At 53.8% G+C, this 14,050-nt stretch carries 11 protein-coding genes; all 11 read right to left on the bottom strand.

Annotated elements, in window-relative coordinates; genetic code table 11:
* Positions 1-15 precede the first annotated feature (15 nt).
* Positions 16-1,425 carry a cell division protein FtsA gene (gene ftsA / locus LX66_RS00680; protein WP_145709966.1) on the bottom strand — a complete coding sequence of 470 codons (1,410 nt, stop codon included), beginning with the start codon at positions 1,423-1,425 and terminating at the stop codon, positions 16-18.
* Entirely contained in the window at positions 1,422-2,432 is a 1,011-nt protein-coding gene (locus LX66_RS00675) for a cell division protein FtsQ/DivIB (RefSeq protein ID WP_145709965.1), read from the bottom strand. The genes ftsA and LX66_RS00675 overlap by 4 nt, the downstream gene beginning before the upstream one ends.
* 67 nt (positions 2,433-2,499) lie before the next feature.
* Positions 2,500-3,855: a UDP-N-acetylmuramate--L-alanine ligase gene (murC, locus tag LX66_RS00670; protein WP_145709964.1), complete on the bottom strand. Its 1,356-nt coding sequence runs from the start codon at positions 3,853-3,855 to the stop codon at positions 2,500-2,502.
* Between the two features lie 57 nt (positions 3,856-3,912).
* A complete protein-coding gene (gene murG / locus LX66_RS00665) occupies positions 3,913-5,007 on the bottom strand; it encodes an undecaprenyldiphospho-muramoylpentapeptide beta-N-acetylglucosaminyltransferase (RefSeq protein WP_145709963.1) in 1,095 nt (364 codons plus the stop codon).
* Between the two features lie 69 nt (positions 5,008-5,076).
* Complete coding sequence (locus LX66_RS00660; protein ID WP_145709962.1) at positions 5,077-6,273, bottom strand: FtsW/RodA/SpoVE family cell cycle protein; 1,197 nt, start codon at positions 6,271-6,273, stop codon at positions 5,077-5,079.
* Between the two features lie 6 nt (positions 6,274-6,279).
* Entirely contained in the window at positions 6,280-7,626 is a 1,347-nt protein-coding gene (gene murD, locus LX66_RS00655) for a UDP-N-acetylmuramoyl-L-alanine--D-glutamate ligase (RefSeq protein WP_145709961.1), read from the bottom strand.
* Between the two features lie 4 nt (positions 7,627-7,630).
* Positions 7,631-8,881, bottom strand: a complete 1,251-nt coding sequence (mraY, locus tag LX66_RS00650) for a phospho-N-acetylmuramoyl-pentapeptide-transferase (protein WP_145709960.1) — start codon at positions 8,879-8,881, stop codon at positions 7,631-7,633.
* Between the two features lie 27 nt (positions 8,882-8,908).
* The gene (locus LX66_RS00645) at positions 8,909-10,375 is read right to left on the bottom strand and encodes a UDP-N-acetylmuramoyl-L-alanyl-D-glutamate--2,6-diaminopimelate ligase (protein WP_145709959.1); all 1,467 of its coding nucleotides are present in this window, start codon (positions 10,373-10,375) and stop codon (positions 8,909-8,911) included.
* A gap of 15 nt (positions 10,376-10,390) precedes the next feature.
* A complete protein-coding gene (locus LX66_RS00640; protein ID WP_145709958.1) occupies positions 10,391-12,496 on the bottom strand; it encodes a penicillin-binding protein in 2,106 nt (701 codons plus the stop codon).
* Positions 12,497-12,638: 142 nt separating this feature from the next.
* Positions 12,639-13,007: an FtsL-like putative cell division protein gene (locus tag LX66_RS00635; RefSeq protein ID WP_145709957.1), complete on the bottom strand. Its 369-nt coding sequence runs from the start codon at positions 13,005-13,007 to the stop codon at positions 12,639-12,641.
* A 102-nt stretch (positions 13,008-13,109) separates the two neighbouring features.
* Positions 13,110-14,024, bottom strand: coding sequence for a 16S rRNA (cytosine(1402)-N(4))-methyltransferase RsmH (rsmH, locus tag LX66_RS00630; protein WP_145709956.1), 915 nt, complete (start codon positions 14,022-14,024; stop codon positions 13,110-13,112).
* Between the last annotated feature and the right edge of the window lie 26 nt (positions 14,025-14,050).

Raw genomic sequence — 14,050 nt, 5'->3', positions numbered from 1 at the left:
CAACAATTACGCCACTTATAGCTTTGCATCCTCTTCTTCTGTGAACATATCTATGATCTTTGTTTTCATCCTGTCCAGGAAATTCTTTAAGGATGCATTTCTTTCCCTTGCCTTTCTTTCCTGTATCTCCGCAGCGCTTAAAGTGGCTTCCTCTTCTTCGTGCACCCAGTCTTCGTGCCCGGTTTTACCGGAAGCCTGCTCTTTGGCCTTGTAGCTGGTATTGATCGTAATGTAATTTTCCTCCAGCGCCTTACGATCGTTCTCGTAATCGTTGTAGCCTTTCAGGATCAGGCCCACGCAGGTAGCGTACATGGGCTTGGTCAGCTCGTCGATGTGACCGCTGGCAAGGTGCTCGTTCGGGTAGCCGATACGGGCACTTACGCCAGTGGTGTATTCGGTTAATTGTATCAGGTGCTTCAGTTGGGAGCCGCCGCCGGTTAATATGATACCGCCGTTCAGCATCTTGCTGTCCATACCGATCTGCTTCAGGTGGTACACTACAAAATCCAGGATCTCGCTCATGCGCGCCTGGATGATATGGGCCAGGTTCTTTACGGATATCTCCTTCGGGTTCTGCCCGCGCAGGCCGGGAATAGTGATATAGGCATTGTTGCGGGCCTCATCCGCCAGCGCGTAGCCAAACTGCACTTTCATCTGCTCCGCCTGCGTTTTCAGCACGCCCAGCCCGTTCTTGATATCGTTGGTAATGTTCTCGCCGCCGTAGGGGATCACCGCCGTATGCTTCAGGATGCCTTCATAGAACACGGCCAGGTCGGTAGTACCGCCGCCAATGTCCACGATGGCTACGCCCGCCTCAAAATCCAGGTCGCACATCACCGCCGCAGCGGAGGCCAGGGGCTGCAGCACCAGGTCGTGTATCTTCAGCCCGGACTTTTCCACGCTGCGGTTAATGTTACGGATCGCGTTCTTGTCGCCGGTAATAATGTGGAAGTTAGCTCCCACTTTTACGCCGGACATCCCGATGGGATAGGTGATGTTCTGCAGGCTGTCTACGATGTACTGCTGCGGGATCACGTCAATGATCTGGTCACTGGCGGGGATCACCGTTTTGTACTGGTCATTGATCAACTGGTCAATGTCCTTCTGGGACACTTCCGCATCCGTATCGCTGCGCACAATGTCGCCGCGCGTCTGCAGGCTTTTTATATGATGACCGGCAATGCCTACGTACACTTCATTGATCTCCAGGTTGGGATTGGAAGTGTAGCAGTTTTCCAACGCTTGCCGTATGGCCTTGATAGTTTGGTCGATGTTCAGCACCATACCGTGCTGCACACCAAAAGATGGGGCTTTACCGAATCCCAGGATTTCCAGTTTCCCGTATTCATTCTTCCGTCCTGCAATGGCAGCAATCTTCGTAGTCCCTATATCAAGTCCTACAATGATGGGAGCTTCCTGATTCATGGCGTTCTATGTTTTTGTGTTGTGTTTCCTTTTTTGCCAGCCGGTTTTTTATAGACCGCTTTCGGCTGTCTTTGCGGTGTGGTCCGGACCTTGCTGGCTGCTGCTTTTTTGGGCGTGGGCCTTTCCGTTCCGGCGGCTGCCAGGGCCGGTGCGCCGGTAGCCAGCGTCCTATCCACGTCCGCGCTGTCTATTTTCGGCGGGGTGGGCCTGGGCGGCGGCGTACCGTCCTTTCGGGTGCATACTACTTCATTTTCAAACGCCACATTGATACGCGAATAGTTATTCCAGCCTACGCGGCTGAGGCCTTCCTGGTAGAATGCCAGCAGCTTGCGGAATTTCTTTTCTACCTGTGTGCCATCGCCAAAGTCGATAATATGATCGCCCAGCTTGGGAATGATCTCGAACTGGCGGCCGCCGCTGATGTTCACCTGCTCTACCTGCGCCATCCAGAAAGGATCGTTGAGCACATAGCTGCTGATGTCCACGATACCGGCGGTGAGCAGGCTGTCTGCTTTTTGCAGGCGCAGCGCATCCGTAGGGAAGCCGGTAAATACAGGCACCCGGGCGGTATAGCGCTCGGACACCGGTACGCGCTCATGGTGGGCATCCAGGTAAAAGCTGTTGCCGGTCACGGTGAATACCCGTGCTACCGGTTCCCGCTGCGTAACCTTTATGTTCAGGCGCTGCTGGTTGTCAATGAACAGGTCCGCCTGCTTTACCCAGGGATCGCGGGCCACTATCTTCTCCAGGTGGGCAATGTTGATGCTGCGCACCGGCTTGCCTACCGGGTTCAGGTCCTTGTTCTTTGCTACCAGCGCTTTGATATCCTTTTCCTCGATGAAGAAATGCTCGTCGCTGCCTTTGATCTTTACCACGATGCCGCTGCAGCGCACAGTATCCTTCACCTTTGACGCGGATGCCACCAGTATCGCAAAGCCGGTCAGCACCATCATCCACAGGAAGGCGCGGGCCATGTTTTTAATTGCTTTGCGAGTTCTGGGTTGCATTTGTTAATTATTGTTTTATTGTTGTATGGTTTTATGGTTGCTATTAGCCATATAACCATGTAACCATTCAACCGTTTAAAATCCCTTTTACCGGTTCTTTCAACTGATCGATATCTCCCGCGCCGGCTGTAATGAACAGGGGAGCGGTATTGTTCTTCAGCCAGTCCAGCACTTCGTCCTGCTGCAGGATCTGTACCGGCTTGTCGCTGATCAGTTCCGCTATTGTTTCGCTGCTCACGCCTTCAATCGGCAGCTCCCTTGCGGGATAGATGGGCAGCAGTATCACCTCGTCCGCCAGGGACAGGCTTTCGGCAAAGCCGCTGGCCAGGTCGCGGGTGCGGGTGTACAGGTGCGGCTGAAAAGCTACCGTGCATTTTTTGCCGGGAAACAGCGCTTTGGCGCTGCTGATCAGCGCGCGCAGCTCCTCCGGGTGATGCGCATAGTCGTCTATGAACACCTGGTGATCGTTGTTGATCACATATTCAAAGCGGCGGCGGATGCCTTTAAAATCCGCGATGGCCGCCCTGATAGCGTCTGCGCTGATACCCAGCAGTTGCGCCACGGTAATGGCGGCCACGCTGTTCTCTATATTATGCATGCCGCCAATGGGCAGCGTTACATTTTCCACTGTCCAGTTCTGCTGCACTACATCAAACTGGTAGCCGCCCTGCTGCATGCGGATGTTGGCCGCGTAGGCATTGGCCGTAAAGCTTTGCAGGCTGTACCACAGGTGGTTGTCGCCCTGTAGGTCGGCGGCGCGCTGTACGCCTTCCCGGGCTACCAGGGTGCCATTGGGCTTGATGTTCCGGGTATACTGGATGTAGGCTTCCTGCATGTCCTTTTCCGTGCCGTAAATATCCAGGTGGTCCGGGTCCATGGAGGTCAGCACCGCGATGTCCGGGCTGAGCTTCAGGAAAGAGCGGTCATATTCATCCGCTTCTATCACGGCCACCCTTTTTTCGCTGCTCCAGAAATTGCGGCCGTAGTTTACGCTGATGCCGCCCAGGAACGCATTGCAGCCATAGCCGCTGTGCCGCAGTATGTGCGCGATCATGGTGGAGATGGTGGTTTTGCCGTGGGTGCCTGCCACGGTAATGGCAAACAGCTCCCGGGTGATCTCCTGCAGCACGTCGCTGCGCTTCACTACCTCATATCCTTTCTGCAGGTACCATTTCAGCTCCGTGTGTATGGGCGGTATGGCCGGCGTGTACACCACCAGGTTGGCCTGCGGGTCTGCCAGGTTTACATCGTCCGTATAATGCACCTGCATACCTTCTGCTTCCAGTTGTCTGGTCAGTGCCGTTTCCGTACGGTCATAACCGCTCACGTGCACGCCGTTCTCATGGAAGTAGCGTGCAATGGCGCTCATGCCGATGCCGCCAATGCCAATGAAATAAACACGTTGTATGTTGTTCAGATCCATTTTCGAAAATTCCAAATACCAAATACCAAATTCCACACTTCGGATACCATCAGCACATTAACTCATTAACTTCATCACTTCTTTCGCTATCACCATGTCCGCATTGCTGTTGCCCAGCTTTCCAATATTCTCCTCCAACTGTTCCATCAGCGCTTTGTTCTGCAGCAGGCTGAAGAGAGTGTTGCCCAGCTCGTTCGATACCTCGCTGTCCTTTATCAGCAGTCCTGCTTTTTTGTCCACCAGGCTTTTTGCGTTAAAGGTCTGGTGGTCTTCCGCCGCGTAGGGGTAGGGCACAAATATCACCGGTTTTTTCACTACGCACTCTTCCGCAATGGTCATGGCCCCTGCGCGGGATATCACTACATCCGCCGCTTTGTAGGCAAAGTCCATCAGGTTGATGAACTCGTGCACCTTTATATGCGAGGCATACGGGGCGGCGGCGGCTTTGGCGGTTTCATAATACAGCTTGCCGGTTTGCCAGATCAGTTGCACCTCCTTTTCCCCGAACGCCGGCAGCAAGGCGCGGAGCGCTTCGCTGATGGACCGGGCGCCCAGGCTGCCGCCAAAGGCAAACACGGTTTTCTTCCCTTCCTCCAGGCCAAAATGCTGCAGCGCTTCCTGCCGGGTAACAGCGGACTGGGTGATGCTGCTTCTTACCGGGTTGCCGGTGAAGATCAGCTTTGAAGCCGGGAAGAACTTTTCCATTCCATCATACGCCACGCAGATCCTGTTGGCCCGGCCGCCCAATATCTTGTTGGTTTTGCCCGCATAGGAATTCTGCTCCTGGATAAGGGTGGGAATGCCTTTGCGCTGCGCTTTCCGCAACATGGGGAAGCTGGCGTAACCGCCTACGCCCACCACTACATCGGGCCGGAAGCGTTTCAGTATGCTGCTGGCCTGGTTTAAACTTTTAATGATCCTGAACGGCAGCAACAGGTTCTTCAGCATGTTGCTGCGGTTAAAAGCCGCTATGTCCAGCCCTTCTATGGGGTAGCCTGCCTGCGGCACTTTCTCCATCTCCATCTTGCCGTTGGCGCCCACAAAAAGGATGTCCACTTCCGGCGATATCTTCTTCAACGCATTGGCAATGGCAATGGCCGGGAAGATATGTCCTCCTGTACCGCCGCCTGCTATGATAATTCTGCGTTGCATAAGTGTCTTATTAATTTGATGATTGAAGTAAGATGTAAGAGGTATGATACCTGCATTACCTCCTACCTCTTACGTCCTACTTCCTACCTCCTGTTGTTCCATTGCTTTCGCTATTCTTTCCTGTTCCGCTTTTTTGCCTTCCATTTCCTCCACGTTGCGCGCCACGCTTAAAATAATGCCAATGGCCAGGCTGGTAAAGATCACCGAAGAGCCGCCCATGCTTACCATGGGCAGCGTAACACCCGTTACCGGGAACACGCCTACATTCACCGCCATGTTGGTGAGCGCCTGTATTACCAGCGTCACGCTCAGCCCCAGGGCCAGGAAGGCGCCGAATGCATAAGGGCATCTCCGGTATATGCGTATGCAGCGTAATAAAAGGAGCAGGTAGGCCATCAATATCAAAAAGGCGCCAAAGATACCATACTCTTCTATAATTGTTGCATATATATAATCAGAATACGCATGCGGTAAAAAGTTCCGCTGCGTACTGTTGCCCGGTCCTTTGCCCAGCAGGCCGCCGCCGGCAATGGCAATGTTGGCCTGCTGCACCTGGTAGGGCAGCTCCGCATCGTCCTTGCTAAAGAAATGCTCGATACGGTTGCTCCAGGTCTTGGTACGCATTTCCATACCGGACACCTTCGCTATAAGGAACATCAGCAACACCAGCGCCAGCCCGGCAGCTACCATGGCGGCCAGGTACTTTACCGGTACGCGGCCTATGAAGCACAGCAGCATGCAACTGGCGCCCAGCAGCAGGGCGGTGCTCATATTGGCAGGCATGATCAGTACGCAGATAATGCCTACCGGTATGATGATGGGCAGGAAACCCTTCCTGAAGTCCGTGATCACCTGCTGCCGTTTGGACAACTGCCGGCTTACATACATGAATATGGCCAGTTTGGCCACGTCCGATGTCTGGAACGTAAGGTTGATAATGGGCAGCCTGATCCAGCGGCTGGCATCGTTGATGTTGGAGCCGAACGCCAGTGTATAGATCAGCAGCGGGATGGAGATCATAAACCCGATCTGCGCCACGCGGGAATAAATGGTATAATTCACCCGGTGTGCAAAGTAAATGATCAGCAGCCCCAGCACCAGCACGGTCAACTGCTTCAGCAGGTAGTATTCCGTGTGGCCGCCCTGTTCACGATAGGCCAGCGACCCCGTGGCGCTGTACACCGCGAGTAAGCTTACCAGTGACAGGAAGATCACGATCGCCCATATCACTTTGTCGCCTTTGGTCCTATATAAGAAATCACCCATAATACATTATAGTTCTCTCACTCCTTCCTTGAACTGCCTTCCCCTGTCCTCGTAATTCTTGAACAGGTCAAAGCTGGCGCAGGCAGGGGAGAGCAGTACCACATCCCCTTTGGCGGCCAGCTTAAAGGCAGCCTGTACGGCATCCTTCATGCTGCCGGTGTTGATCATATTGGGCGTAGCGTCAGACAGGGCATCCTGTATCGGCTGGTTGTCCACGCCCAGGCATACAATACCTTTTACTTTTTCCTGTACCAGGTCTTTGATCGCACTGTAATCATTGCCTTTGTCCACACCGCCCATGATCAGCACTACCGGCTGCTCCATGCTTTCCAGTGCAAACCACAGGGAGTTTACATTGGTGGCCTTGCTGTCATTAATAAAATCCACGCCGCGCACGGTAGCCACGTATTCCATACGGTGCTCCAGGCTTTTGAAAGAGGTGAGACTTTCACGGATCTTCTCTTTCCGGATGTCCATGGTTCTTCCTGCAATACCCGCTGCCATTGAGTTATATAAGTTATGTTTGCCTTTCAGGGCAAGGTCATAAATGGATACAATCACCGGATCATCATTCAACTGAACATTCAACTGGTCATTTGCTATAAATCCGCCTGCTTTCTTCAATGGTTCCATGATAGTAAAAGGTATTGATGTTGAATAAATAGTTTTCGTCTGCATGTAGTCCATGATCTCCGGGTCGTCCATACAATAGATGAAGTAGTCATCCTTTGTCTGGTTCATCGTGATCCTGAACTTGGAAGCCACGTAGTGCTCCATTTTGTAATCGTACCGGTCCAGGTGGTCCGGTGTGATGTTCAGCAGGATGGCTACGTTGGGCTTAAAGGTCTTTATGTCGTCCAACTGGAAGCTGCTCACTTCAATAATATAATAGTCCGCCGGCGCCGTGGCCACCTGCCGGGCATAACTAAGGCCGATGTTACCTACCATGGCGGCGTGCAGGCCGGCCTCTTTGAAAATATGGTAGGTGAGCGCGGTGGTGGTGCTTTTACCGTTGCTGCCCGTGATGGCAATGATCTTTTGATCTTTGCTGAAACGGTAGGCCAGCTCTATTTCGGAGATCACCGGTACCTGCCTTTCGCGTACCTTGTGCATCAGCTCCGATTTTTCCGGTATGCCCGGGCTCTTCACAATTTCATCCGCCGCCAGTATAATGTCCCAGGAGTGGTGGCCTTCCTCGAAGGGAATATGGTTTACCGCCAGCTCCTGTTTGTAGATATCTTTAATAGCGCCGCCATCGGATACAAACACGTCATACCCCCGCTGCTTTCCCAGCAGCGCTGCGCCGATCCCGCTTTCACCGGCTCCCAGTATGACCAGTTTTCCCTGTGACATTTTGTTATCTCATTTTCAGTGTTGCAATGGACACTACCGCGCACATAATGGCTACGATCCAGAACCGCACGGCTATTTTGCTTTCATGATATCCCAGCTTCTGGTAATGGTGGTGCAGGGGCGACATCCTGAAGATGCGCCTGCCTTCGCCATACTTCCGCTTGGTGTATTTAAAGTAGCTTACCTGTATCATTACGCTGAGGTTCTCCACCAGGAACACGCCGCAGAAAATAGGGATCAGCAGCTCCTTCCGCACAATGATGGCCAGCGATGCGATGATACCGCCCAGCGCAAGGCTGCCGGTATCGCCCATGAACACCTGCGCGGGGTAGGCATTGTACCACAAAAAGCCTACGCAGCCTCCCACCAGTGCGGCGATGAATATGGACAGCTCACCCAGGTTGGGGATGTACATGATATTGAGGTACTCGGCAAACTGTATGTTGCCGGACACGTAGGCAAACACGCCCAGGCAGATGCCGATCACGGCAGACACGCCGGTGGCCAGTCCGTCCAGCCCGTCCGTTATGTTTGCCCCGTTGGATACGGCGGTGATAATGAAGATCACGACCAGTACGTACAGCACAAACGTGTATTTCTCCGCCCCCGGTATCCAGGAGATGAGCCGGGAGTAGTTGAACTCATGCGTTTTTACAAAGGGGATGGTGGTGATGGGCGTTTTTACATCCACAAAGCGGTGCCCGTCCTTGGTCACCCTTTCCGATTCGGAGATCACCCTTTCATAAGGGGCCAGCGGTTTGGCGCCGATCACCTCGCGGGATATCACCACGTTTTCGTTAAAGTACAGCGTGAGGCCCACGATCAGGCCCAGCCCTACCTGTCCCAGTATCTTGAACCGGCCAGCCAGCCCTTCCTTGTTCTTTTTAAATACCTTGATGTAATCGTCTATAAAACCGATCAGGCCCAGCCATACGGTGCACAGCAGTATCAGCCAGATGTACACGCTGAGGACCTGTGCAAAAAGCAGGGTAGGGATCACAATGGCGGACAGGATGATCAGCCCGCCCATGGTAGGCGTGCCTTTTTTGGTGTTCTCTCCCTGCAGGCCCAGCTCGCGGATGGTTTCCCCGATCTGCTTGCGCTGCAGGTACCTGACAATGCTTTTGCCCAGCAGCAGGGAAATGGCCAGTGATAACAGGAGGGCCATGGTCACCCGGAAGGTGATGTACTGGAACATCCCGCTGCCGCTGATGTTGAATTCAGTTTTCAGGTAATTAAAAAAATAATATAGCATACAGTTAGTTAGTCCTCGTTCGTTCGGTTATTTCTCCATCAGCTTCATCATTTCCTGCAGCACCTGTTTATCGTCAAAGGCATGTTTCACGCCTTTTATTTCCTGGTATTTTTCATGGCCCTTGCCGGCCACCAGCACAATGTCTTCTGCATTGGCCAGGCTGATGGCGGTTTTAATGGCGGCTTTCCTGTCGGTGATGGACAGCACTTTCTTTTTCTGGTGCACGGGCACGCCGGCTTCCATTTCCCGGATGATGGCGTCCGGGTCTTCGGAGCGCGGGTTGTCCGAGGTAAGGATTACCTGGTCGCTGTGCTCTGCCGCTACCTGGGCCATTACCGGGCGCTTGGCGGTATCGCGGTCGCCGCCGCAGCCTACCACGGTGATCACCCGCTCGTTGCCTTTGCGCAGGTTGGCAATGGTGGCCAGCACATTCAGCAGCGCATCGGGGGTATGGGCATAATCCACGATACCGATCACCCTTTCCCGGTCCGAAAGCAGGTAATCAAAGCGGCCTTCCGCACCCTGCAGGTTGCTCAGCGCCTGCAGCACGCTATGTTTGTCCTGGTCCAGCAGCACGGCTGCGCCGTATACCGCCAGCAGGTTATAGGCATTGAATTCTCCTATCAGGCGGAAATGCACTTCCTGCTCGCCTACCTGCATGATCAGCCCCGTGAGGTTGTTCTCCAGTATCTTGCCTTTGAAGTCCGCCATGGCGCGCAGGCTGTAGGTGGCTTTGCGCGCTTTGGTGTTCTGCAGCATCACGTTGCCCCGCTTGTCGTCCAGGTTGGTGAGCGCAAAGGCGGTGTTGGGCAGCCCGTCAAAGAAGGCTTTCTTCACCCGGATGTACTCGTCAAAGGTTTTATGATAGTCCAGGTGATCGTGCGTGATATTGCTGAAAATGCCGCCGGCAAACTGCAGCCCTGCTATCCTTTGCTGGTGTACGGCATGGGAGCTTACCTCCATAAAGGCGTACTGGCAGCCTGCTTCCACCATCCTGGCCAGCAGCGCATGCAGGCTGATGGCATCGGGGGTGGTATGGGTGGCCGGTATCACCGTATCGCCTACCTGGTTCTGCACGGTGGAAAGCAGCCCGCAATGGTAGCCCAGCGTGGTAAACAGGCGGAACAGGAGGGTGGCAATGGTGGTTTTACCATTGGTGCCGGTAACGCCTACCAACTGTAGCTGGCGGGAAGGATGCCCGTAAAAGGTATCGGCCATAATGCCGCAGGCGGCGGTACTGTCCGCCACCTGTACATAACATACGTTCTCTCTCCGCTCGGCCGGCAGGGTTTCGCAGATTACGGCTGCTGCGCCCTGCTCAATGGCTTTGTCAATAAAAGCATGCCCGTCCGCATGTACGCCTTTTACGGCAATAAAGGCATCGCTGGGGCGCACGGCCCTGGAGTCAATACGCAGCTCGTTCACGGAAATATCGTTGTTCCCGTGAACGGCCTGCAGGCTTACTCCGTATAATATGTTGCGTAGTACTGGCACTTCGTTTTAATTGCTTCAGCTTAATTCTATAATGATCTTCTGATCTTTTCCAATTTTTGTACCGCCGGGGATAGACTGGGTGCTGACCTTGCCGGCGCCCCTGATCTCTACCCGCAGCCCGGCGTTCTCCAACAGGTACAGGGCGTCTTTCAGCCCCATGCCGGTTACGTCGGGCACGGCCCCTTTGGTTTGTTTTACCGGCTGCAGGGCTACCTGCTGCCGGTCGTTCACTTCTGCGCTCACCCAGTTGGTGCTGCTTACCTTGCCCTGCCAGGGCAGGTGCAGGGTGGTCAGTATTTCCTGCCACTCGCTGCCTTTGCCGGCTTTCAGGGCCAGCGCAGAATCTATCCGCACCGTGGTTTGCAGGGGTTTCTGTTTTTCCACTGCAATGGCGTACAGTTTGTCCGCCACTTCGCGGAACACCGGCCCTGCTACAGAAGCGCCGTAAAACCGCGCGGCGTGCGGTTTGTTCTTGATCACCACCACGCAGGTGTATTGCGGGTCATTGGCGGGGAAGTACCCGGCAAATGACGATTGGTAGATCTTGTCTGCATACCCCCGCTTGCCGTTGGCCACCAGCGCCGTACCGGTTTTGGCGGCAAAAGGATAGTAGGGGGTCCACAGCTTTTTAGCGGTGCCTTCCAGCACTACGCCTTCCAGCATTTTCTTCACCTGTTTCAGCGTGCTTTGGGAGCAGATGCTGTCCATCAGCACGGTGGGCTCAAATGCTTTTACTACCTGCCCGTATTCCTGGATGGTGTTCACGAGGTAAGGCTTCATCATTTTCCCGTTGTTGGCTACTGCATTATACAACATGCAGGTTTGCAGCGGGCTGATAAGCACCTCGTAGCCAAATGCCATCCAGGGCAGGGTGGTAGCGCTCCAGGTGCGGCTGGCCGTGTTCTTGATGATCGGGCGGCCTTCGCCTACCAGGTCGATGCCGGTAGGATGGTGCAGTCCCAGCTTTTTCAGGTGGGCCACAAAATCATTGGGCCGCTTGTAATAATATTGGTAAGCCAGCTTGGCCATGCCCACGTTGGAGCTTAGCTCAAAGGCCTGCTTAACAGTTACATTGGTACGGTGGTGCGGCTCGGAGTCATACACCGTTCTGCGCCCTACCTGCCAGCGCCCGTAGTTCAGGTCTACCGTGCCGTTAATGGTGGTGTACCTGTCTTCCAGCACAGCGATCATGGTAGCCAGCTTGAAGGTGGAGCCGGGCTCGCCTACCTGCAGGGCATAGTTCATATCCTCCCAGTAGCTGCCGTCCTTTTGGCGGCCCAGGTTGGCAATAGCTTTGATCTTGCCGGTCTTTACCTCCATTAATATACAGGTACCGTGCTCCGCTTCATTCTGCACCATCATGTTCATGAGGGCGGTCTCCACGATGTCCTGCATGTTTACATCGAGGGTGGTGATGATGTCGCGGCCGTTTTCCGGCTCTATATCATATCCTTCCACCGGTACGTAGGTGCCGCCAGCAATGCGGCGCATCAGCCTTTTGCCGGTCACCCCTTTCAGGTAATCGTTGTAGGTTCTTTCCAGTCCCACGTTCTGCGCATTTTTGCGGGCCAGGCCGATGGTCCTGTTGGCCAGCAGCTTGAAGGGGTTGATGCGTTTGTTCTTTGTTTCCGCGATCATGCCGCCTTTATTGGGCCCCAGGCGGAACATGGGGAAGCCGCGCAATTCCCTGAACTGGCTGAAGGGCACGTCGCGCTTCAGGAGGTAGTAGCGGTCCTTGCTTTTATACCCTTCCCGCAGCAGTTGTTTGTACTCGCGTTTGCTGCGGTCGCCAAACAGTTGGGAAAGGTAGTAGGCCAGCGAGTCCACGTTCTCTTTAAATATCCTGCCGTCGTGCTCGCGCAGGCCGTCCGCCGCAAAATCCACCCGGATGTCGAAATAGGGAATGGAAGTAGACAGCATCCTGCCTTCCTCGGAGTAGATGGTGCCCCTCTCCGCGGCCAGTGATACATAGCTGGTATGCAGGCTATCCGCCATGCCGCGCCAGTAGCCGCCCTCCACGTTCTGGAGGATGAACACTCTGGCCAGTATGACCACGCCAAACAGCACCATGCCGATGAAGCACAGGTATACGCGCCATAATATGTCCTTCTTGACTTCCATGTTCTATTTATGAAGTATGAAGTAAGAGGTAGGAAGTATGATTATTGCGTTTTGCTACTTTTCTACCTCTTATTTCCTATCTTCTATTTCATATTTGCGAAGCAGTGTGCAGGAGTTATGATAATGTACACTTTCTTACTTCCTACTTCTTACTTCCTATTTCAATTTTCTGCGGTGGATTATTGAGCGGTTTCAATCCCAGCGGCTCTACTGCCTTGCTCACTTCGCTCATTTTGCTGCGGAACATCAGTTCACTTTTCACGTTCAGGTATTCCCAGCGCAGCTCTTTTATTTCCCTGCCCAGCTTGTTGATACGCCGGATCTTCTTTTCCGCCAGGTGGCTGTTGGCGATGTACACCAATGCCAATGCGCTGAGGAACAGGATAAAGGGCATGTTGTGCACCAGCGCCCGGTAGTTGATGCGCAGGCGCCATTCTTTTTTCTGCTCCGGCAGTTCCGGTATGGTATCCGGGCTTTCCTGCTGATTAATATCGATCGCTTCTGGCTCCATCACTTTTTTAATTATTTGATATGCAGCTATGCAGATGCGCAAATGAATAGGATGTTGTCAATCATTTGTCCATCTGCAGGTCTGCACCATTCACATACTGGTTTAGATCCTCTCCGCTACTCTCAACTTGGCGCTTCTGGCTCTTGGATTCAGCTTAAGTTCCGCGGCGCCTGCAATAATTGGTTTTTTGGTAATCAGTTTAAAAATCTTAGGGGGAATGTCGGTGGTGAAAGCGTAGGATGTGTCCTGGACCTCGAAATTTCCAGTTTTCATGAAATTTTTCACCAGCCGGTCTTCCAGCGAGTGGAAGGTGATAATGGCCAGCCTGCCGCCAGGCTTTAATACCTGGGTAGATTGCAGCAGCAGTTCTTTCAGCGCCCCCAGCTCGTCGTTCACCGCAATGCGCAGGGCCTGGAACACCTGTGCCAGGTACTTTTGCGGATTGCCTTTTACGATGGGCTGTATCAGGGACTTGAATTCGCTGATGGTGCGCATGGGATGTGTTTTGCGCTGCTGTACAATGGTTTTGGCCAGTGTACGGGCGTTGGTCACCTCCCCGTAGTCCTGGAAGAGCAGGTGCAACTGCGGTTCCGTGTAGGTTTGCAGTATCTGCGCTGCTGTGAGGGGGGAACGTTGGTCCATCCGCATATCCATACTGCCTTCAAAGCGGGTGCTGAAACCTCTGTCCGCTGTGTCAAACTGGTAGCTGGATACGCCCAGGTCCGCCAGTATGCCATCCACTTCCGTGGCCCTGTGCAGTTTCAGGAAACGCTGCAGGTGCCGGAAGTTTTGCTGGATAAAGATGACGCGGCTGTCCGGTATGCGGTTACGGTAGGCATCTTCATCCTGGTCAAAGACCAGCAGCCGGCCCTGCTCGTTCAGTTGCGCCAGTATGGCCCTGGCATGGCCGCCGCCGCCAAAGGTTGCGTCCACATAAGTGCCGTCAGGGCGTATCTGCAGGTGCTCAATGGCTTCCTGCAGCAGTACGGGCAGGTGATATTGGTGTCCATCTTCCATGTGTGTTTCCTATTTGAAGAAGGAAG

Origin of the sequence: Chitinophaga japonensis, from assembly GCF_007830125.1 — a bacterium.
In the GTDB taxonomy this organism is placed as follows: Bacteria; Bacteroidota; Bacteroidia; order Chitinophagales; family Chitinophagaceae; genus Chitinophaga; species Chitinophaga japonensis.
The sequence above is the reverse complement of the archived record's forward strand: the minus strand, read 5'-3'. Positions and strand labels throughout refer to the sequence as shown.